Source organism: Sphingomonas sp. NFX23 (assembly GCF_049887795.1).
In the GTDB taxonomy this organism is placed as follows: domain Bacteria; phylum Pseudomonadota; class Alphaproteobacteria; order Sphingomonadales; family Sphingomonadaceae; genus Sphingomonas.
This window is the reverse complement of the sequence record NZ_JAGEKH010000008.1, coordinates 225,365-244,592: the sequence shown is the minus strand read 5'-3', so window position 1 is coordinate 244,592 and position 19,228 is coordinate 225,365. Positions and strand designations below refer to the sequence as shown.

The window sequence follows — 19,228 nt, the reverse complement described above, 5'->3', positions numbered from 1 at the left end:
AGCGGCGATTGCAGGGAAGAAGTCTGTCTCAGCAGGCGTATGACAGCCTCGAGGCTTTGATCGTCACCACCGAACTTCGACCTGGTTCACGCACCACACTCAGCGAACTGGAAGGCGTGTCGGGGTTTGGCCGCACGCCTGTGCATGATGCCGTCAAGCGGCTTTCGACCGCACGGCTGATCCACGTACAGCCAAGATCAGGCCTGCGGATCGCCCCGCTTGATCTTGAGGAAGAGCAGATATTGCTGCCGGTGCGCATTGAAATGGAGGCGATTGCGTGCAAGCTCGCAGCCCAGCGGGCCGATGGCGAGCATATTGCCCAACTCACCGAAGCTGCGAATACCCTTCGCAGCGGCATCGAAACCATGACGCTGGCCGAGTTCAACATTGTTGATAGTCAACTCAACACTGTTATCCTGTCTGCGTCTGGAGAAATGATGCTAGGCAACACACTCCTGCCACTGCAGACTCTGTACCGGCGCTCAGGCTGGCTATTTCATCTTCATGTGGCGCCAAAAAACGCGCTACACGACCTCATCACGTCCCACCTCGATCTGCTCGAAACGGTGATCAGCCGTGATCCCGTATCGGCAGAACATGTCGTCCGCGCCATGCTTGCGGGGAACTACTCTTCCTTACATAAATTGCAGAAGAGCAAGATCATGGATCAATACTGCTAGGCGCTCCGCTGCTCCCGGTGGTCTACCGATCGCCATTGCGAGATTTCTTCGTCGGTCAGTGAAAGTGAGACAGCGGCCTGCTTGCGTGCCGATGTCGTGCCGGCCTCGATGACGGCCATCACCGCCAGAGCCTCGATCGGAGTTACAGGATTGGAACCGCGACCAAGTATCGCGTTACGAACACCAGCGTAGAACCGGCGCTGGTCGCCGGACGTCGCCGGAATCAGACCCTCATGGCCCTTGGCATCGAAGACAATCAACGCATCGTCATCGGCTCCCTAACCGGATGCACCGGGTGCCATGCCGGCGACAAGCTGCGCTTCCTGGCGATCGGGAAGGCGCGTCAGCAGCGCGCTCGCCATGAACGATGAACCGCGGCGATTCACCTGCGACCAGCATACCGGCGTGCAATATGACACGAGCCTCCGTAGTGAAGAATGGTATGCACCCAGTCGTCCGCCATGGCGCCCGGCCGCTACTGCGCCAAATCGGCTGAATACGATCGGGCAGCCCGAGAGGTGACAGAGCCTGACCGGCAAGGTGCCGCCCAAGATCGAACCAGACGCCTTTGCCGTTGCCGGCACGCTCTCGCCATCGATGGTGAAACGAGAATCCACTTCAGCACCGAAGCTGCTAACGGAAAAGCCAGCCTGCGACATTGTCAGGGGCGATACACAAAAGGGGCGTAGATATACGGTAAGGCGTCGATACCCTGACGCGAGACCGTGTTGATGCAGCGCAGCTACAAGGAAGATCCGAAGGCGGGCTGGCATCCCCTTGCGATAGAAACCGTATGGCGCTCATTCGCGGCATGTGACGGTCATCACAGGGTTCTTCCCGATGGGCGATGCGACATCATCCTGCGGTTTCCGTCCGACGGCCTGAAGCCGTCCGGGGCCATTGCCGTGCGGATCGCCGGGCCATCCACACGCTTCCACCTTGTCCCGGTCAGCGCAGGCACGGCGTTCGTGGGCGTGCGATTGCGTCCGGGCATGGCTGGCAGCGTGCTGGCACTCGATCCGGGATCGATCGTCGATCGCGTCCTGGTGGATGGAGCGGCCATGACGGCACTTCCGGCGCTTGCCGGGTTATGTCGGCCTGTTGCCAGCATCGACGCCTTGGCCGAACGGCTCGGCCTGTTCGTCGCGGGGCGGTTTCGCGTGTCGCATGTCGATCCGTTGACGACGGTCATGATCGACATGCTGCATGTCACCGGAGGACGCCTGCCGATCGCCGAACTGGCCAGGCTGCATGATATGGATGTTCGAACAGCTCGACGCCGGATCACCGCTGCGACGGGTTTGGGGCCGAAGCAACTCGCCGCGATCATCCGGTTTCATCGCGCGCTTCGCCTCCGTCACACCGGCATCGGGTCTGCAAGTACGGCCATCAAGGCTGGCTATGCCGATCAGGCGCATATGGCGCGTAGCTTTCGCCAAATGGGCGGTATCGGCTCGGCACGACTGCCGGAACTCACGCTGGCGGGCCTTCCGCTCTAAATGTCCGATTTGTTCAAGACGATATGCCGCAGTCGCGCCATATGTTCGGCATGAAACTTGGATACACCATCATCTACGTCGCCGACGTGCTTGCCACGATCGATTTCTATGAGCGCGCCTTCGGGCTGAAGCGTCGCTTCGTCCACGAGAGCAACCTCTATGCCGAACTCGACACCGGGGAGACCGTGCTTGCTTTCGCCGGTGAGCCTATGGCGGAAATGAACGGCTTGGCGATCCGCCCCAACCGCAAGGGGGATATCGCTTCCGGTTTTGAAATCGCGCTGGTCACGGACGATCCGCGCGCCGCCTACGACAGGGCCGTCAGCGCGGGCGCGAACGGCGTGTCCCCTCCGGCCGACAAGCCCTGGGGCCAAATCGTCGCTTACGTGCGTGATATTGATGGATGCCTGATCGAGATATGTTCGCCTGTCACGGGATGACGGATCACGGACCTGACCAGCCCGTGCCCGGCTTGACCATCTGCCGATTAACAGGTGTTTGCCATCGGCACCGAAGTTCCCAAAAACGAACGGCGGGCGGGACAGCCGAACCCGTCCCAATTGCGATCGAGAAACGAGAACGGCAGACACGTTCTCGTTTCTCGTTGGAAATCTTGTTTTGAGAAGAATGGCGACGCTGGTGATCGCTCGCGAAGCCAGCGTATAAGTACGGTTGACGCTGCGCCAGACCAGCACCCGGTCGCTCACGCAGCCAAATGGGGGTTATATGGCAGCCCAGACCAGTGATGGCGTTGATCGCCGACATATCGCCGCAGGTATTGCGCCTGTTGTTATCGTCGCTCTGGCCGGAATGGCGATCCGGACGCCGTTGGCGACCGCCCATCCGTTTGCAGCGCTATTGCTGTTCCTGTGGGTGGTCGCGGACACACTTATGTTGTCGTTGATCGCGCGATCAGCCGGAAAGCCGGCGTGGAGCGCCGTCTTGGGTGTGCTGGCCGGCGCCAGCGTCACCGTTTGGCTGGGTTCGCCATTGGCGATGCGGGACGCGCTGTTCGAGACGCCGATCCTAGCACTGACGATGGCAGCCGTCGTTCTCGGCCACGTTGCTTGGGCCACGGCCCGAGCGCGCCGGGCGGCGGGCAGGGTAGGCTTCAAACGGATGGAGCGGTGGGTGTCGGCCGCGTCGGAGATCTTCCCGCCAGCGCTTGTGCGCTTGGCCGTTGCGGAGATGAAGGTGATCCACATGGCGCTGTTCCGCTGGGGCGGACCAGCCGATGTGCCCGCAAACGCCCGTGCCTTTGCCTATCACAAGCACCTGACGCCGATTTGCGCGACGCTGCTGATCCTGTCGGCGATCGAGATCGCCGTCTACCATCTGCTCGTCGGACACTGGAGCCGCACCGCTACGCTGGTCATGTTCGTCCTGAGCGACGTGGGGTTCGTGTACTTGGTCGGCCTCATCAAGTCGTTCCGGTTCAGGCCGGTGCTGTTGACGCCCAAGGGCGTGCGCGTGCGGGCCGGCTTTCTGATTGAACAGTTCCTGCCTCTCGATGCGATTGTTGCCATCGAAGGCAGCTTCACCGGCAAGGAGGTACGCGATCCCGCAACTCTCAATGCGGCGTTGCTTGCTTGGCCTAACATCATGCTGCGGCTGGATCGCCCTCTGCATCGTCGCTCATTTCTGAAAAAGCGAGGTCCGTTCGTCCGTATCGCGTTCCGCCTGGACGATCCGGGGCCATTCATCCGGCTCCTTACCTGGCGGTTAGGTCAGCGCTCTAGCTAAGCAGCCCTCCCCCGTGGATCGGTCAGTAAGGCGAACGGGCTTTCCCATTGGGATCGAATTTTGGGAATGGTCAGCGGCGGTGAGCATTCCCAAAAGTTTGATACTACGAGCTTGATTTAACGGTTGCCCGATCGGCTATCCGCGCTCGGCGCTGGCGAATTTTCAACGGCACCGCGACCATTACAAACACCATTAATCCTACAAAAATCCAAATCTGATCAGTCATGCCTTGCAACCACGCGATGCAGATGACGCAAGGCGCCGCGATTATCGGTGTGATCTTGGTAGACCACCAAAGGATCGCCCCCCAACCTGCCCGATCCCAGACGCTCTTGTCGAAGTTGAGCAGTATGAGCGTTGCCAGAACTTTCGCACCCAACGTTATGGCGACGATCCAACTCAAAAGGTCGAGTAGCGTAGCAAAGCCGAACGTCATCATTGAAGAATGATGCAACGGCTAGAGCCAAGTAACAAGGCGCCAGCATTGTCTGTCGGTATGCGCCGTCGCTCTCTCCTTCCCAAATCGAACGGCAGGCGAGACGGCGCGGGCGTTCCCGGAATCGATGGCTAGGTGGGAACATTCAATGCTGAGCTTCGGAGCGCATTGGCTCAAATTGCAGTGCGCCTATGACGACGATATATGAGAACTCCCGTTATCGTCAGAGCGGGTGCAGCTAGTGATCGTATAACGTTGGCGGCGCTTTTATGCTCGCTGGCCCAGCGCACGAACAGCATAGCTAAGTCGGCTCCACTCCAAACCAACGCCGTCGTGACGAGCAAACTAGCTGCAAAGAAACCGAACCTAACCGTACTACTCATGATCCGCTCCTTTGATAATTAATTGCGTCTTGAAGTAAAAACACCATCATTAAAAGAGCGAACGTACTTTCTCGAAAACGATCTGCCCGCGAGACGCCGTAGGCGCTCTCGGAATCAATCAAGTTTCAGGAAGTTGCTAGTATCAAGGGATGGACATCTCAACTTTGGCAGCTGCCGGGTCCAGTAAGCCAATCAAAATTGCCAGTTCATAGCGAGTCTGACCCTCGTAGCTTATTTTCATGCCGTCGACCGTGCTTTTAACAGAATGTGCATCAGCAGCATTAAGGGGCAGAACCCGAGCTGTCGCACTAAGGTCCGCACTACAGGCGGCGAGTGCATGCCTGCTATGTACATAGTCAAGTGCCAGCTTCCGGTCTTCATCTGTCGCGGATTGCCCCGTTCGGTCACGCAACGCTTTTTCCGCAGAAAACCTTAGCGTGGTCGATCGCTCCCATGCGGCGTCGAAGCAAGTCCGCGTACGGTTCAAGGCAGCGGCAAGCACCGGGTCATTGATTGGCGGCGGCGGAGGCGGGGGCATAGCGCCCTCGATCATGCAGAAGGGCGGTCGGCACTCCTTCGGCATGCCATAGCTGCCGATAGTGTCGAGCGCGACATCGATCGTCAGTCGATAAGCCTTATCGTGTGCAAGCGCTGCGCTCACGCGGCTCAGCCGAATGAGAGGAGCAAGTGCCCGCACCAATGCCGGCTTGTTGGCGGAGTCCGGGGATGCGTAGATCGGCCGACAATCGGAAAGCGTACCGCTACTATTGACGACGCAGTTAAACGACAGGCCGAAATCGGCCGTAGCTTCGCGGGGATTGACTCGGGTAAGGTCAGCAAGCGTCGGCTTTTTGGCAAACTCTGGCTGATCGTGCATTTCCCAAAAGCCGACGGTCGTATCAACGAAACGGCCAGACGCTTGCAGCGATCGACTACCCGGCGCAGGTGTCTGCGCCAGTGCCGCGGTCGCAATTGTGAAAGTCAGCGCTACAAAGGCAGAACGTAGAATCATCACTACCGCCTATCCGATTTTGACTTTGATCCGAAGCCTTTCCCAAAATCGAACGCCGGTGAGACGGTGCGGGCATTCTCGAAATCGATCGAGCTTCCGGGAATACCTAACTTCCGCAACTTATCCGTCGGTATGGTTCCGACCAGCGAACAACAACGGAATGGCCATGAGAAGAGCGGCGAGCCCAACGTAGGCTACCGCCTTTAACCATGTCAGCGTGCCATTTGAGATGGCTCGACAGCAATGCTGCCGGGAGAAAGAAAGCCTTCAAGCATCCGAACGCACCATAAGTTCGGCTTGTGTCTCGGTCTTCCGTCGCCATCCAGCACAGCTACGCTGCCCAACAGATGCCCGCAATCGGGCAATTATACCCTTCCCGACCATTCTCGACCGGGATCGAATTTTGGGAATCAACAGCCCTAATTTCAAATCGGGCAAGGAGCGGTGGGCAACCTAGCCGTTTGCGGTGATTGCATTCGCAAGTTTCGAGATTTGTGGGCCATTAGCTGCCGCGAGGAGTTCAGATCATATTCCAATGCGGGATTATAGGCGTCTTATATTTTAAGGTGATTCCGGTGACCAGTATTAGCAAAATCGAGGGAACGATTAACACCGCTGTCGGGAAGATCAAGCAGAATGCTGATGGTCATTATTTTGACAAGGAAGGTACCGAACAAGAAGAGCTTGGCAAAAGTCAATTGAGCGATAGTTCCGCAAAACGTAATATCGAAAAGGACGGCTGACTTCCGCTTCGTCTCCGATTGAAATGGCGATCAAGACGGCTGGCACTGTTTCGACCGGGGTGATGTTCCGAAATCAGGCGACCGATAGTTGCCGCTATAATCGCATCGGGTGCGCACCAAAGCGCCAGTGGTAGCACGTCGGTATGAAATTTGCCGGCAATATCATCCTGCTAAGCAGGTAAATGGCCAATAAGATTCCTTCTTCACCGACGCTCGATCGCAGGCGCTTGCTTACCTCAGCGCTTCTTGGAACCGGGATGGTTGCGCTCTCGGCCGAGACGGGTGCAGCGCTGGCTGAGCCACCACGTTCCATCGGTCCTATGACGGCCCAGGCCGAGGAAGGTCCTTACTACCTACCGCTGAATCTTACACGGGCCGACATCACCGAAGGACTGTCCGGTATCCCCGTAGATATCCGCTTTACCGTCGTTGACGAGACTGGCTTGCCGTACACCGGCGCGCTTATCGATGTCTGGCACTGTGATGCTCAGGGGGTTTATTCCGGGTTCGAGCAACCTGCGGGACAGGCTGTTACCGACATGAAAGGTCGGACATTCCTGCGAGGTGTACAGCGGGTCAATGCGGACGGGAGCGCGCTGTTTCATAGCATCTATCCGGGCTGGTATCATGGTCGAACCACCCACATCCATTTCAAGGTGCGGCATGGCAACCGCACCAACCTCACCTCGCAGTTTTTCTTACCCGATACGCTCAGCGAGTTCCTGTACAGTCAGGTGACGGCGTACCGGCGAGCAGAGCTACGCGACACACTCAACTCCGATGACGGCATCGCCATCCAGGCCGGCGACACTACGGAGGGAAGCGTTCGCGAGACGAAGGGCCGCTACCTTGTGACGCTGACCGTTCGTGTAGATCGTGCGGCCATCGCACAAGAAAACCATTTTGGTGGTCCAGGGGGACGACCTCCGGGCCCCCCAGGGGCGGGCCCGATAAGCGGCCCTGGAAACAGGCCGGGCGGTACAGATGGAAGACGCGGACCGCCGAAGGGAGCGCCACCCCTAGAAGGCGAGCAGAGGATCGCAGCGTTGCTGCCTGACGCTAAGCGAGTTGATCGTCCATGGGGATCAGGCGGTCCGCCTCCTGTTTGACGTATGGAACTCTGACCGGCGCGTTCGGTCTGACCGCCATGTTGTCTGTTCGGTTAGATTTTCGTCAATGATGATTGACGGAAATTTTCGGGGCTTCTCAAAACTCTTCAGTGATAAGCCTAGGACAATCTTCCTTGGTGAGCCAATGAATTAAAGGTATAGGCTAGTTGGTCAAAGCAGACGTTATGTATGGACAGATCTTTGCCCGGAGTTGAGCACGTGCGATGCCCGGACCGTTGCCTCTTTTATTCGTCCTGACAGCGATTTCACCTCGTTTGCAACAATCGCAAAGCTCGTTCCCCGCTCGCCGGCTCGCGCCGCTTCGATCGAGGCGTTCAAGGCCAGCATCGACGTCTGCCGTGTCACCGTACCGATATCGTCGACGATCTTGGACAGTTCGCCGAGCGTATCTTCATGGGCGGTACGCCTGGTTTCTGCCTCCAGACGGAAACTGCGCGCGCGGTTGGATTCGGTCTGCTCTGCGACGCGCATGGCCGTCACATCGGTCGCGCACTTGACGATCTTGATGGTCTGACCGTGCTGATCAAGGATGGGATTGTAGGTTGCCTGCAAGTGAACATCGGCGCCGCTGCGGGTCCGCCGGCGATACTCCTGCTGCGCGAAATTTCCGGCACGAAGGCTACGCCACAACGCGACATATTCGGGTGATGTCCGGTCTTCCTCGGTGCAGAACATGCCATGATGGCGGCCTGTGATTTCCCGTAAGGAATAGCCCATGGTCGACAGGAAATTCTGGTTTGCCGTGATGATGATTCCATCGACCGTCATCTCAAGCCAGCACTGAGAGCGGTCGATCGCCTGTAATTTGCTTCTGTGCTCGGCGCTGTCGCGCAACTCCTGATCGGCGCGCTCCAACGCCGCGCCATTGAGAAGCACCGAATTCTCCAACGCGTATAGCGCGTAGAGCGAATGGGTCAGCCGGGCGAGTTTTACAGGATCGCCTGCGAACGCGGCGTAGAGCCTGAGATGGCGGGCATGGTAGCTCGCCAGCAGACCGGCTGTGAACGCGATTTCCGTCGCTCGGTCCTTGCTACTGGCGCGCCCCCTACGAACCATTTTGCCGATGAGTTTCTGGTTCAGGCCGCCTGAGAACTTCTCACAAGTATAGCGGACGTCCCGTGAAATCAGATCTTCGATAGCAGCGTTGCACAGGCGGTATGGCGTAGTGTCGCCGGCAAAGGGGGTCCAGAAACTACGGACATCCTGCTCCACGCCGGCCTGCAGGATTGGCCACATCTCGAGCAAATCCGTTTCGAGCGTGCCAGTCGGATCGAAGGCCTCACGTAGGACCTCGATCGTGTCCTCGTCGAAATGGGAATGATATACGGGGTTCATCGCGTCCTCTATTTGCGACTCGCCTACTGCAACATACTCAAAATGACCTTAATACCTATGAGCAGATATGCTGATCATGTCGCGCTAGGGGCGCCGATAAGGTCCAACGGGATTTCTTCTCGCCTGCGGGCTGCCGAAGTCGTGCAGAAACGATATTTTAAACCCGAAACGGGTGCTTAACACATTTTTAAGCGCCCGGGAGCAGCACCACTATTCCATAAGAGGTGGGCGATATGCTGCTCGTTCGAGACTATCCGATGCGCGACAACGAGGTCTCACGCGTTTTGGAAGCGCGGAAATACGCGACCGGTGACGAAAACCTCCAAAATGTCTTCGATTCCGTTACCCAGCTTTGCTGCAATCTGTTCCAAGCCGAGATCAGCCTGCTGTCCTTCATCGAGGATGATATCCAGATCGTAAAGGGCGCAGCCGGCCTTGCTGCAACGACTATCAAGCGGTCTGAATCCTTTTGCTCGCATGCCATACTATCGAGCGAGGTCCTGGTCGTACTGGATGCCTCCAGGGACCTGCGCTTTCGCGCAAACCCTTTTGTCACGGCCGCCCCGTTCATACGCTTCTACGCAGGTGCACCGCTCAAAACCACGGCCGGGTTCAACATTGGCGCTTTGTGCATCGCCGATCCGCAAGCGCGCCAAGACTTTCCGAGTGCAAGCCGTAGCCAGCTGGGTCAGATAGCCAAGCTCATATCGTGGAGACTCGATGAACTGATCTGTGGCCATGGCAACAGGGCAGAACCTCGACATGGCGTCGATCTGCACGGCATGATCAGCAGCTACGGCAAAAAACCGGTTTCCGCCGCCATTCAGAACATCTCAATCCGCGGCGCCATGATCCACGTCGCAGATACCCCGATACCAAGAGGCGAGGAGGTTGTGCTGTCGATCAACACGACGGCTATCGTCGCCACCGTGATGTGGACCAGGGATGGCCTGATCGGGTTATCGTTCCACCGTCCGATCGACGAGGCAGACCTGGCGCGTATACAGAAGCCAGCCCGTAAACCGTCCTCCACGCCGCCTGGCCTGCGGGATGGCTCGTCGACCGCATTAGCGCGATAAACGGTGCGCTACGCAGGCCAATCGCCGTCCTTACCCGCGGGGCGCCATGTTCGGCGACGCTGGTTGCCTGCGGATGGCTTAATACCCATATCGGGAGCGCCTTACGCCCCGGGAAAGTACGCGGCACGTAAGACTACTAAAACGACTCGATTTCGAACCGGAATGGGTTAATCGCCGCGTACCGAATCTGAAGGCGCGGTATGCAGACGAGCTACAAGCAGTTGATCACCGAACATGACGCGATCGAGGCTGCCGCCAACGCGCTACTCGCAGCAGTCGACAAAGGCTATGCCAGCAGTACCGACCTGGCGGTCCAGCTACATACGCTCGCGATCGTTGTCGAAGACCATGTCGAGCGCGAGGATCTGATCATCGCTGGCCTCGACGAAACGCAGCTCTCGGGCCCCTGGATCGAGGCATGGCGTGAGGGAGCGGACGCGTTCGTGCGGTTGAAGTCGGACTGGACGAAATTTCTGAAAGCCTGGAACGCGGAAGCGATCCAGGATGACCGAATTGGCTTCAAGGCCGATGCCCACACTATCCTCGGTCGCCTGCCTGACCGTGTCCAGCTTGAAACCCGGGCCTTTTACGCCACGGCCCTTCAAACCGGCGCTATCGGCCTTCGCTAGTTCGGCAAGGCTCCGTGGGCGGCTTGCTAGTCCGTGTTACCCATCAGCCACGTCATAGCCGCCACGTCATCGTTGAAAAGCCGGTGGCCCGACGACGTTGCAACGCGGGTCGCTTGCAGCCTGGATAAGGCACTCGTCATCACAATGGCAGCGCGCGCGCCGAGCGTTTCACGTGCAAAGCGCAGCGCGGCTGCATGGCCATCGGCAATGTCACCCGACTGGATCGGATAGTGCGACATATCGACCAAGATACGCTTACACCCGCCAGCCTGTCGGAGGACCGATGCCTGCTGCCCGACCTCTGCGCGGTATGTTGCCATGATCTCACGCGTCCAGAACCCACTGACCCGGACGATCAGAAGCTGCCGTGCCGGATCGCTGCTTATCTCGTACATTGCCCCACTCGCGTTCGAGAAAGCCTCAGCGTCGAGACGTAGCACAGATTAGTGGCAAGGCCATGCGTACCTTGGTAGCATGACCCGGCAAGCAACTCGTGGACGACCTATGGACGCGCATTTCTCGATCGTAATAGAACCGGAACGGTGTCTGGTACATATCATAATGGGTGGGTTCTTCAGTAATGAAGACGTGTCCGACTTTCGAGAGGAGCTGACCGAGCGTTTGTATAGACTGGGGTGTAGCCCCAACGATCATGTGACGTTGTGCGACGTCAGCGCAATGAAGATACAAACGCAAGACATGGTCGTCGTGTTTTCCAACGTCGTAGGAGATCCGGTTTTCCGGTCCCGTAAGCTCGCCTTTGTAACCGGATCGACGCTGGCTCGGATGCAGACACGGCGCCTTAGTAATCGAGAGGGTATCGCATACTTTACCGATGTCGATGAAGCGAGAACATGGCTTTTGCAAATATAAGTTTGAGGTAATTGTAAAAATTACACATCATTAACCTTCGTTCAGTTATCAAGGACAGTGGTCGATCATGCACCTCGGACCCGAAAGGATGCGAAAATGCTTCATCCTAGCGATACACACGCCCCCTCGTTGGATAGCGCCTTGCGCCTGATGCTGGGGGCGCTCGTTCTGCTGGACAAAGCTGGCGCCGATTACGCCGCGTGCAAGCTCCAACATGCGATCGATATCGTCCGCGCGCCCCCACAAGCTTGAGGCTAACCCTGCTTGCCTTTTGCATGCCGGGCGTCGGCTTCGTCGATTGCCGCCAACAGATCGTCAAAGTTCGAAGACTCGTCGGGTAGAAATGCTCTGGAGAGTGCTTCCCCCACTGTGCGCAGGTGACGGTGTGGCTCGGCGCGCTTGGGGGATTGTTCGAGGTTGGCCATGAAAACCCTTTGAAGATCGGTACATAACGACCGACATCGCGAGTAGGCTTCCTTGAATTAAATCAGAATGTAAGGTTTTTTCTGTATTTCGACGACGACGCCCTCGTTATGAAAACGCGACTCTGATTGTAGTGAACAAAGGTAAGAGGAACGCCTACGAATGAGTCCTCAAAGCCGTGCGGAGCACGACGAACTGCGGCAAGCAATGCGACGCTATGCCGAATTGATGCGTAAGAGCAGTCAGGCCGACTATGCCGCATTATCGCGCGAACGAGTGCTGTTTTCGCAAAAGTTCAGTGCTCATGTTATAAACGAGGCCCGCCGGCTCTCGAGCACCGCGTATTCACATTCGGACTACGCACCTCTTATCAAGGCCTATAACGACAAACTGACCGTCATTCGGCGTATATATAGCAGTCATATCGTATATTGGACGCCGGCAATGATATGTAGCGATTGGAAAAATTACGTAACATCGGTTCTCAAACTACAATCTGACTTAACAGCCCTGCTGCTATGGAAAGAGCACAGGTTGCCGGCTGGCGGTCAACCTCAAGAAAGGAAGGCGCTTACCTGATATCTCCACTGCGCGGGCATGCGACGCTTCAAAGGGCTGGTCTAGACTAGGATCTGGTCACAAAGTCTTTACTGCCAGCTGGTATTCGTCAACCATGTTCCACAGCCCTATCGCCTCGCCCTCCCAGCCAATGACGCGTTATCGGTCACGGGGCGATCTGCTCGATCGGGCCGGTTTATCGCGGTGCTTGCCCGGGCCAGAGCTCGATGCGGTCGCCGAGATGGCGCAGCAACTCCTCGGCAGCGATATCAGCGCGTTCTCGGTGTTGGACCAGGATTGGCAGTGGCTCACGGCGAAGTGTGGCATAGGCGCCGACAAGGCGCCTCGTGAGTATAGCTTTTGCGGTCGCGTGGTCGACGCGAACGAGCCTGTGATCATCCCCGACACACAGGCCGATCCGTTTTACCGCGATAACCCTATGGTTACCGGCGAACCCCATATCGGCGCTTATTGCGGGGTGCCCGTGATAACGCGGGGCGAAGACGGCACAGATCTCACGGTTGGCTCGCTCTGCGTCATCTATCGGCAACCGCGCCTCTTCAGCGACGATGATATTGTCGCACTGCAGAAGCTCGCAAATATCGCAGCAGCGCTTGTCGGCAGTCGCCTGGCAGCATTGGAACTGGTCGAGCTTGCGACAGAGCGCACCGATGATCTCCACCGGGTGGCGCGTATGCATAGGCAGCTGCATCAGGCGGAACGGATTGCCGGTATAGGCTCGTGGCGCTTCGATCTCGTCCACAATACCATCGAATGGTCGGATCAGGTCTATGCGATTCATGATCTTCCGCTGGGCGATACGCCACAGATCGAGCGCGCGATGGAATTCTATCCAGGACGGTCGCGCGCCATTCTGAGCGACGCGATCAATCTCGCGATCGAGCAAGGACGTCCTTTTGACGAAGAGATCGATTTCGTGTCGGCATTCGGGGCGGCCAAGCGGGTTCGCAGCATGGGGGAAGTCGAACTCTGCGATGGCCGTCCGGTCGCGCTCATCGGCGTGTTCCAGGACGTCACCCGTCGCTACGAGATGGAGCAGGCGTTACGGCGATCGGCACATACCGACGAGCTTACCGGACTGACCAACCGCGCCGGCTTCAACCAGGCGTTATCGGCAAGCATTGCGGGTGCCCATACGAACGGGACGCACCTTGCACTGCTGATGATCGACTTGGACGGCTTCAAGGCGGTCAACGACCGCTGCGGCCATCTGAGGGGAGACCAGGTCCTGCGTACGATCGCGACGGCGCTACATGCCCCCTACCTCGCTGACTGTGTCACCGCGCGGCTTGGTGGCGACGAATTTGGGGTCATCGTCCGCGGGGTAGACCGGAATGCGGTATCGGCCTTGGTCATTAGACTGCTCGCAGACCTTCATCATTCGGTCGATATCGGTGACGCAGAGCAGCTTTGCGTATCGGGCACGATCGGTGTCAGCTGGCTGACGGCGGGTATGACCGAACGGGATCTGCTGCGTCAGGCAGACATCGCGCTGTATCACGGCAAGCATACAAAGCGCGGTACCGCGACGACCTATTCTGCGCTTATCGACCGTTGAAACGCCTTTGCCGGAGGGGAGGGGTCATCCGGTTGCAGCTACCTTGGGATCGTCGAGAACGGCGCCATTCTTGAAGGTGCCAATTATTGCGGGCCGGCCGATGTGATAGCCCTGCACGACATCACATCCCTCGGCGCGTAAGCGGTCGAGTTGTTCGGATGTCTCCACGCCCTCGGCCACCACAGGCATGCCAAGCCCTCGGCCCAATCCAATTACAGCCTGAACGATGGCCAGGGATTGCGGGTTTTCGTCCATGTCCCGGATGAAGGACTGGTCGATTTTCACCTTGTCGAAGGGGAAAGTGCGGAAATAGTTGAGCGACGAGTAGCCGGTACCAAAATCGTCCATCGCGACCGAGACGCCGAGCTGACGCAACTCGGTAAGCAGGCGGATACCGCGAGCGGTATCCTTGATCAGCATGCCCTCGGTTACCTCCACTTCCAGCCGCGTCGGTGCGAGACCCGATTGTTTGAGGACGGCACCTATGTCGGCGACGATATTGTCATCGTCCATTTGCGCCGGCGACAGATTGACGGCGACTTTCAATTCCGGGCTCCACGTCGCGGCCTCGTGTGCAGCCATCTCGAGCACGAGCCGTCCGAGGTCCGGCATGATGCCGCTTTCTTCTGCGATCGGGATAAACATCGCCGGTGCGATGCGGCCCAGACGCGGATGATCCCACCGGGCCAGGGCTTCAAAACTGATGATCCGTCCCGTTTGGGCATCGGCGAGAGGTTGATACTCGACATGGATTTCGCCGCGCTCGAGCGCGCTTCTCAAGTCCGCCTCCACCTGCCGGCGCTCGCGTGCCGCGTCGTCCATCGCCGGCTCGAAGAAGCACCACTGATTGCGGCCGTCGTTCTTGGCGCGGTACAGCGCGAGATCGGCATTGCGCAGCACCAGATCGCCGTCATCGGCATCGCCCGCTTGATGAATGGCAACGCCGGCAGAGGCGCCGATCCCGACGCCGCGGTCTCGAATGCCAAAGGGCCGTGCCAGCGTATCGATAGTTCGTCGTGCGATACGTCCGGCCGTCTCGCTGTCAGCAACGAGAATGGCGAATTCGTCACCGCCCAATCGGGCTACGGGACAGCGTGCTGTGGTCACGATGCGCTGTGCAGCTTCGACCAGAACTTCGTCGCCGGCCGCATGGCCGTAAAGGTCGTTGACGATCTTGAACCGGTCGAGGTCGAGGCAGATAACAGCCGGCGTCCCGCCGGAGGCGATACAGTCATCGACGATCTCGCCGAACCGCGTGCGGTTGAGCAGACCTGTCAGCGGATCATGATGAGCGAGATAGGCGAGGCGCTCGTTGGCTTCACGTTCTTCGGTCACATCCTGCGCAAAGCCCAACAGGATAGTCTGACCGTCGGGGCCAACAGATTTGATTTTGGTAGCCTCGATCTGTCGGACCATCCCGTCGGGGCGGGTGATGGTTCGATCGAGCATGATCGGCCCTACTGCCGCCATCGCGCGATCGGTATAATTTTGATATTCAGCAAGATCGTCGAGGGGGAATATTTCCCCCCATGTTTTGCCTACGATCTCTGCCTTGGTACGCCCACTCAGTTGCTCAAAAGCGCGGTTGACGAAAACGTAGCGATCGGATGCGGAGTTCTTCGCGTAGATCGCAGCCGGCATGTTGTCGACGATGGCATCGGTAAGCGCGCGGCCTGCCTCTCGCTCGGCCTGAAGGGCGCGGCGAACGGTCGCATCACGCAGGATGGAGACAACCGTCACCGCATCGCCCTCGCGGTGAACGGCCAGGGTCAGCTCGACATACACCTCGCTACCGTCACGTCGAAGGGCCGGTATCTCAACGGCCCGCATGGGTTGGGCTACGGGTGAGGCGACCAACCGCTCAAACCTCGCTGTGTGAGCCGTCCGCATCGCCTCAGGAATGATGAAGGTGATAGGCTGGCCCAAGGCGTCGTCACGAGACCAACCTAGCAAGGCCTCGGCTGCCATGTTCCAGTGGCTCACCTTACCGGCGCGATCGCAGGTGATGAATGCGTCCGTTGTGGTTTCGTCGATGACCGCTGCTGCCCGCTCGCGTTGGCGCAGTTCGCCAAGTTCGATCCGCTCGATGACCTGGCCTGCCATGAGCATCAACGCGCGCAGTTCGCGCTCGCCAAATTCTCGTGGCCGACGATCGATGATACACAACGTGCCAAACGCGATGCCGTCGCGACCGATGAGGGGCGCGCCGGCATAGAATTGTGCGCTCATTTCGCCTACCACCAGCGGGTGGTCGGCAAACCGTGGGTCGGCCGTCAGATCTTCGATAACGAGCGGCTGCGCGGTTTCGAGAACGTGGCCACAAAATGCAATATGTTTGGGCGCACTGCACAGGTCGAGACCGACCTTGGCTTTCATCCAGACGTCGCCGCCGTCCTCGACGTTTACGAGCGCGATAGGGACGTCGAAGCGATCCGCAGCGATAGTGGCGATGACGTCATATTCGGGCGCTGGCGTTCGTGGAATGCGCGTCGTGCCTATCGTTTCGACCATGTCGCCATCATCACCCATGCCGCCGGACGCATATGCCGACAGCGACTGATAAACCCGATATGGTTACTGTCTCGTGCATCTGGAGACGCGATCCGGTTTTGGGGACAGGTGGCCCAAGAGGATCGATATGCGCTGCTAGGCACGTTTTGGTTGCAAAGGTGGCGATCACGTTACCCCGAAGCGGAGCAGCAGCGTACCGATGGCGTCAGATCGTGGTGGGACCGGCCCAGCCTGCTGATACTATACCCCGCAAACCACGCCAGACAGGCTTCGTAATCGTGCAGCGGCCACGGACATTCTAGAATCGGAGCCACTGCTAGCAGTCCCGCCTGCAAGCCTTGCCTATGCGCGATAGCAGTCGGGTGAATGGAGCCATTCATCTGATAAAATTAAAAATATTTCACCGACCGGGCAAGGCCTTTATCTTCGGAAAGCGCGCTATCAGGCCGATGATGCTCAACGTTCAACGGCAGGGGCAACGATTCCCTGTTCGATCGAGATGACGTGTCCAACGTCGCATTCTCCACCTAGCCGAGCACGAACAGGACCTTTCAGCAGGCCTCGCGTCTCTCGTAATCATGACTGCCGTTATGCATCTACCTTTAGCCCGATTTAAGAAGCCGCTCATACATATGCTCCACGCGCCAGCTTCAGGTTCGCGCTAGGGGATGGTCCCCGCGCCCCGCCCGCCGGGACAACGGGCGGGGTGTTTCTCTCATGATACGCTACGCCGCTTTGGAACGTCCCTGCTCTTCGTCTTACCAGGGGAGGAGGGTTCGCCTCCCCCGGTTTGATGTATTAGGCCTCTTCGACTGGTTTGGCGGCACGAGGCTTCCGCGCAGCTTTAGGTGTTTCCTCAGCAGCCTTTGCAACGGTTTGACCAGGCTTCCGCCCGAGACCAATCGACTTGGCCATGGTACGGCGCGCTTCCGAATAGGTCGGGGCTACCATGGGATAGTCCGCCTTCAAATTGTAGCGCGCGCGGTAGTCCTCCGGGCTCAGCCCATTGGTGGCGAGATGGCGGCGCAAAGTTTTGTATGGCTTGCCATCGATCATGGAGATGATGTGGTCTGGCGACGCAAGCGACTTACGGGCAGTGACGGCCGGCTCATATTTCTGAACGGGCTCGTCAGTTTGCGCAGGAGCCTCTGCACCTGTTAATTGTACGACCGCGGCATGCATGGAAACCAGAAACGCTGGAACGTCATCCGCGTTCGTGCGTGTGTTGGGATTTGCCAGCCATGCCGCCGTCAGTTCGGCTGCCAATTCAACTGCGCTGATCTCATCGTTCATTATAGTCTCAATATGTTAGGGGCTTACGCGGTTAGATCCGGAATGGACCATTTTCAAGCGGCAGGCGCTTGGCGCATCCCGAAGCATTTTAGATCTCAATGTGAGATGGTCATACATCATCGAATAGCCAAGCCAGCGCCTCTTCCTCGGTATACGTGATGAGGACACGCCCTGGCGGTGCGATCCGCTCGGCCATCGAGGTCGGCAATGGCGGCGAAACGATGATCGCCGTGCGACGTGATGGAGAGTTTGCCTCGAACGATTTCCGGAACTCGGCAACCGTAACCGCCTCGGTCAGGAGCTTTTCCCGCATGTCGACCAGCGTCAGGAAATGGCCATGCCGGGCACCCCTCGCCTTCATCTGCAAAACCGCCTTGGCGTGATCAACGGCAAGACCGTCGGTCTGGGCATTGGCCCAGTCGCCCCACAGCGTCACCCTCATGAACTCACGGTCTGGATCGATCTCGATGCGATGTCCTGCTGGATGCATAGCGCCCCCTCCTCTTACCCAGCAGAAGAACAAGCTGGCAGTGCCTTTGCAACGTCATGGTCAACTATTTTTTCGTCGTTTTCCGCAAAGGCAGAGCAGTAAAGAACGCGATACCATTATCGGAATTAATGGTGAAACGGGAATGTTGGGTTTGGAGAGGCGAGCGGACATTGAGCGACCGTTGACTCCCGCTACCAGAAGATATGATCGGTAATCACGCCGAATCTTACCAGAAAGCCTAGCACCGCGCCTATCATTAGTAGGGTCACGCACACAGCGATGGCTCGCGTCCGGCTTCGACGGTCCGTCTGGTAGCCCATTTTCGATTGCCTCTTAGCTACCCCTGCTGCCTACGTGAACGATACAACAAACGTCGGCAATCGAGCGTTCTGGTACGATCCCGCATTCTCGCGAGGGATGGTGAATTGAGAAAGCTGGGTTCGGAAACCTCGACCTAGCCCCGTCTGAAATATCCTCTATGCTGGATATATGGAAAACGGTTCGGCTATTGCTGCACTTAGCGCACTCGCACAGGGCACCCGCCTTGACGTGTTCCGCCTCTTGGTGCGGCACGAACCGGGCGGCCTAGCAGCGGGCGAAATCGCCCGCCAACTCGACGTGCCGCAGAACACCATGTCCGCGCACCTCGGCATCCTCGCGCGTGCCGGCATCGTGCGCTCCGAACGGCATAGCCGGTCGATCATCTACCGGGCCGATCTGGGCGGGCTGCGCGCGCTGACGCTGTTCCTCGTCAAGGACTGCTGCGCCGGCTCACCTGAACTGTGTGCGCCGCTCCTAGCCGAACTCACCCCCTGCTGCTGAAAGGACGCTC

Annotated in this window: 20 protein-coding genes; 10 read left to right on the top strand and 10 right to left on the bottom strand. The window is 58.3% G+C overall.

The window, feature by feature from the left end; translation table 11 throughout:
• Positions 1 to 680, top strand: a 680-nt coding sequence (locus tag J4O76_RS20985; RefSeq protein WP_426284007.1) for a GntR family transcriptional regulator, incomplete at its 5' end; no start/stop codon positions are given.
• On the opposite strand, the gene J4O76_RS20980 is transcribed toward J4O76_RS20985, so the two are convergent.
• The gene (locus J4O76_RS20980; RefSeq protein WP_426284006.1) at positions 677 to 940 is read right to left on the bottom strand and encodes a hypothetical protein; all 264 of its coding nucleotides are present in this window, start codon (positions 938 to 940) and stop codon (positions 677 to 679) included. The genes J4O76_RS20985 and J4O76_RS20980 overlap by 4 nt on opposite strands.
• Before the next feature lie 18 nt (positions 941 to 958).
• Positions 959 to 1,339: a hypothetical protein gene (locus J4O76_RS20975; protein WP_426284005.1), complete on the bottom strand. Its 381-nt coding sequence runs from the start codon at positions 1,337 to 1,339 to the stop codon at positions 959 to 961.
• Positions 1,340 to 1,411: 72 nt separating this feature from the next.
• On the opposite strand from J4O76_RS20975, the gene J4O76_RS20970 reads away from it, so the two are divergent.
• From J4O76_RS20970 to J4O76_RS20960, 3 genes are all read left to right on the top strand, one after another.
• A complete protein-coding gene (locus J4O76_RS20970; protein ID WP_426284004.1) occupies positions 1,412 to 2,179 on the top strand; it encodes a helix-turn-helix domain-containing protein in 768 nt (255 codons plus the stop codon).
• A 23-nt stretch (positions 2,180 to 2,202) separates the two neighbouring features.
• On the top strand, positions 2,203 to 2,619 hold the full coding sequence (locus J4O76_RS20965; RefSeq protein ID WP_426284003.1) for a VOC family protein: 417 nt from the start codon (positions 2,203 to 2,205) through the stop codon (positions 2,617 to 2,619).
• Between the two features lie 286 nt (positions 2,620 to 2,905).
• Positions 2,906 to 3,922 carry a hypothetical protein gene (locus J4O76_RS20960; protein WP_426284002.1) on the top strand — a complete coding sequence of 339 codons (1,017 nt, stop codon included), beginning with the start codon at positions 2,906 to 2,908 and terminating at the stop codon, positions 3,920 to 3,922.
• 103 nt (positions 3,923 to 4,025) lie between these two features.
• On the opposite strand, the gene J4O76_RS20955 is transcribed toward J4O76_RS20960, so the two are convergent.
• Entirely contained in the window at positions 4,026 to 4,361 is a 336-nt protein-coding gene (locus tag J4O76_RS20955) for a hypothetical protein (RefSeq protein ID WP_426284001.1), read from the bottom strand.
• A 522-nt stretch (positions 4,362 to 4,883) separates the two neighbouring features.
• Positions 4,884 to 5,753, bottom strand: coding sequence for a hypothetical protein (locus J4O76_RS20950; protein WP_426284000.1), 870 nt, complete (start codon positions 5,751 to 5,753; stop codon positions 4,884 to 4,886).
• A 575-nt stretch (positions 5,754 to 6,328) separates the two neighbouring features.
• Between J4O76_RS20950 and J4O76_RS20945 the strand changes: the two genes are divergently transcribed.
• On the top strand, positions 6,329 to 6,496 hold the full coding sequence (locus tag J4O76_RS20945) for a hypothetical protein (RefSeq protein WP_426283999.1): 168 nt from the start codon (positions 6,329 to 6,331) through the stop codon (positions 6,494 to 6,496).
• Between the two features lie 182 nt (positions 6,497 to 6,678).
• On the top strand, positions 6,679 to 7,605 hold the full coding sequence (locus tag J4O76_RS20940; protein WP_426283998.1) for a hypothetical protein: 927 nt from the start codon (positions 6,679 to 6,681) through the stop codon (positions 7,603 to 7,605).
• A 183-nt stretch (positions 7,606 to 7,788) separates the two neighbouring features.
• On the opposite strand, the gene J4O76_RS20935 is transcribed toward J4O76_RS20940, so the two are convergent.
• Complete coding sequence (locus tag J4O76_RS20935) at positions 7,789 to 8,961, bottom strand: methyl-accepting chemotaxis protein (protein ID WP_426283997.1); 1,173 nt, start codon at positions 8,959 to 8,961, stop codon at positions 7,789 to 7,791.
• 233 nt (positions 8,962 to 9,194) lie between these two features.
• Here J4O76_RS20935 and J4O76_RS20930 point away from each other — a divergent pair, with 233 nt between their 5' ends.
• Both J4O76_RS20930 and J4O76_RS20925 read left to right on the top strand, forming a co-directional pair.
• The gene (locus J4O76_RS20930) at positions 9,195 to 10,040 is read left to right on the top strand and encodes a GAF domain-containing protein (protein WP_426284012.1); all 846 of its coding nucleotides are present in this window, start codon (positions 9,195 to 9,197) and stop codon (positions 10,038 to 10,040) included.
• Positions 10,041 to 10,240: 200 nt separating this feature from the next.
• Positions 10,241 to 10,669, top strand: a complete 429-nt coding sequence (locus tag J4O76_RS20925; protein ID WP_426283995.1) for a hypothetical protein — start codon at positions 10,241 to 10,243, stop codon at positions 10,667 to 10,669.
• Positions 10,670 to 10,695: 26 nt separating this feature from the next.
• On the opposite strand, the gene J4O76_RS20920 is transcribed toward J4O76_RS20925, so the two are convergent.
• Both J4O76_RS20920 and J4O76_RS20915 read right to left on the bottom strand, forming a co-directional pair.
• Positions 10,696 to 11,064: a hypothetical protein gene (locus tag J4O76_RS20920; RefSeq protein WP_426283994.1), complete on the bottom strand. Its 369-nt coding sequence runs from the start codon at positions 11,062 to 11,064 to the stop codon at positions 10,696 to 10,698.
• A 732-nt stretch (positions 11,065 to 11,796) separates the two neighbouring features.
• Positions 11,797 to 11,967: a hypothetical protein gene (locus J4O76_RS20915; protein WP_426283993.1), complete on the bottom strand. Its 171-nt coding sequence runs from the start codon at positions 11,965 to 11,967 to the stop codon at positions 11,797 to 11,799.
• A 671-nt stretch (positions 11,968 to 12,638) separates the two neighbouring features.
• Between J4O76_RS20915 and J4O76_RS20910 the strand changes: the two genes are divergently transcribed.
• A complete protein-coding gene (locus J4O76_RS20910) occupies positions 12,639 to 14,102 on the top strand; it encodes a diguanylate cyclase domain-containing protein (RefSeq protein WP_426283992.1) in 1,464 nt (487 codons plus the stop codon).
• 24 nt (positions 14,103 to 14,126) lie between these two features.
• On the opposite strand, the gene J4O76_RS20905 is transcribed toward J4O76_RS20910, so the two are convergent.
• The 3 genes from J4O76_RS20905 to J4O76_RS20895 form a co-directional block, all read right to left on the bottom strand.
• Complete coding sequence (locus J4O76_RS20905) at positions 14,127 to 16,631, bottom strand: EAL domain-containing protein (protein ID WP_426283991.1); 2,505 nt, start codon at positions 16,629 to 16,631, stop codon at positions 14,127 to 14,129.
• 780 nt (positions 16,632 to 17,411) lie between these two features.
• Positions 17,412 to 17,906 carry a MucR family transcriptional regulator gene (locus J4O76_RS20900; protein WP_426283990.1) on the bottom strand — a complete coding sequence of 165 codons (495 nt, stop codon included), beginning with the start codon at positions 17,904 to 17,906 and terminating at the stop codon, positions 17,412 to 17,414.
• A gap of 109 nt (positions 17,907 to 18,015) precedes the next feature.
• On the bottom strand, positions 18,016 to 18,396 hold the full coding sequence (locus tag J4O76_RS20895) for a hypothetical protein (protein WP_426283989.1): 381 nt from the start codon (positions 18,394 to 18,396) through the stop codon (positions 18,016 to 18,018).
• A 489-nt stretch (positions 18,397 to 18,885) separates the two neighbouring features.
• Between J4O76_RS20895 and J4O76_RS20890 the strand changes: the two genes are divergently transcribed.
• The gene (locus J4O76_RS20890; RefSeq protein ID WP_426283988.1) at positions 18,886 to 19,218 is read left to right on the top strand and encodes an ArsR/SmtB family transcription factor; all 333 of its coding nucleotides are present in this window, start codon (positions 18,886 to 18,888) and stop codon (positions 19,216 to 19,218) included.
• Positions 19,219 to 19,228: the final 10 nt, after the last annotated feature.

What these genes read in the sequence shown, in the direction of transcription:
- J4O76_RS20975 (WP_426284005.1), bottom strand. Translation starts at nt 1,339, where the DNA reads ATGTCGCAGGCTGGCTTTTCCGTTAGCAGCTTCGGTGCTGAAGTGGAT.
- J4O76_RS20970 (WP_426284004.1), top strand. Translation starts at nt 1,412, where the DNA reads ATGCAGCGCAGCTACAAGGAAGATCCGAAGGCGGGCTGGCATCCCCTT.
- J4O76_RS20965 (WP_426284003.1), top strand. Translation starts at nt 2,203, where the DNA reads ATGCCGCAGTCGCGCCATATGTTCGGCATGAAACTTGGATACACCATC.
- J4O76_RS20960 (WP_426284002.1), top strand. Translation starts at nt 2,906, where the DNA reads ATGGCAGCCCAGACCAGTGATGGCGTTGATCGCCGACATATCGCCGCA.
- J4O76_RS20955 (WP_426284001.1), bottom strand. Translation starts at nt 4,361, where the DNA reads ATGATGACGTTCGGCTTTGCTACGCTACTCGACCTTTTGAGTTGGATC.
- J4O76_RS20950 (WP_426284000.1), bottom strand. Translation starts at nt 5,753, where the DNA reads ATGATTCTACGTTCTGCCTTTGTAGCGCTGACTTTCACAATTGCGACC.
- J4O76_RS20940 (WP_426283998.1), top strand. Translation starts at nt 6,679, where the DNA reads ATGGCCAATAAGATTCCTTCTTCACCGACGCTCGATCGCAGGCGCTTG.
- J4O76_RS20935 (WP_426283997.1), bottom strand. Translation starts at nt 8,961, where the DNA reads ATGAACCCCGTATATCATTCCCATTTCGACGAGGACACGATCGAGGTC.
- J4O76_RS20930 (WP_426284012.1), top strand. Translation starts at nt 9,195, where the DNA reads ATGCTGCTCGTTCGAGACTATCCGATGCGCGACAACGAGGTCTCACGC.
- J4O76_RS20925 (WP_426283995.1), top strand. Translation starts at nt 10,241, where the DNA reads ATGCAGACGAGCTACAAGCAGTTGATCACCGAACATGACGCGATCGAG.
- J4O76_RS20920 (WP_426283994.1), bottom strand. Translation starts at nt 11,064, where the DNA reads ATGTACGAGATAAGCAGCGATCCGGCACGGCAGCTTCTGATCGTCCGG.
- J4O76_RS20915 (WP_426283993.1), bottom strand. Translation starts at nt 11,967, where the DNA reads ATGGCCAACCTCGAACAATCCCCCAAGCGCGCCGAGCCACACCGTCAC.
- J4O76_RS20910 (WP_426283992.1), top strand. Translation starts at nt 12,639, where the DNA reads ATGTTCCACAGCCCTATCGCCTCGCCCTCCCAGCCAATGACGCGTTAT.
- J4O76_RS20905 (WP_426283991.1), bottom strand. Translation starts at nt 16,631, where the DNA reads ATGGGTGATGATGGCGACATGGTCGAAACGATAGGCACGACGCGCATT.
- J4O76_RS20900 (WP_426283990.1), bottom strand. Translation starts at nt 17,906, where the DNA reads ATGAACGATGAGATCAGCGCAGTTGAATTGGCAGCCGAACTGACGGCG.
- J4O76_RS20895 (WP_426283989.1), bottom strand. Translation starts at nt 18,396, where the DNA reads ATGCATCCAGCAGGACATCGCATCGAGATCGATCCAGACCGTGAGTTC.
- J4O76_RS20890 (WP_426283988.1), top strand. Translation starts at nt 18,886, where the DNA reads ATGGAAAACGGTTCGGCTATTGCTGCACTTAGCGCACTCGCACAGGGC.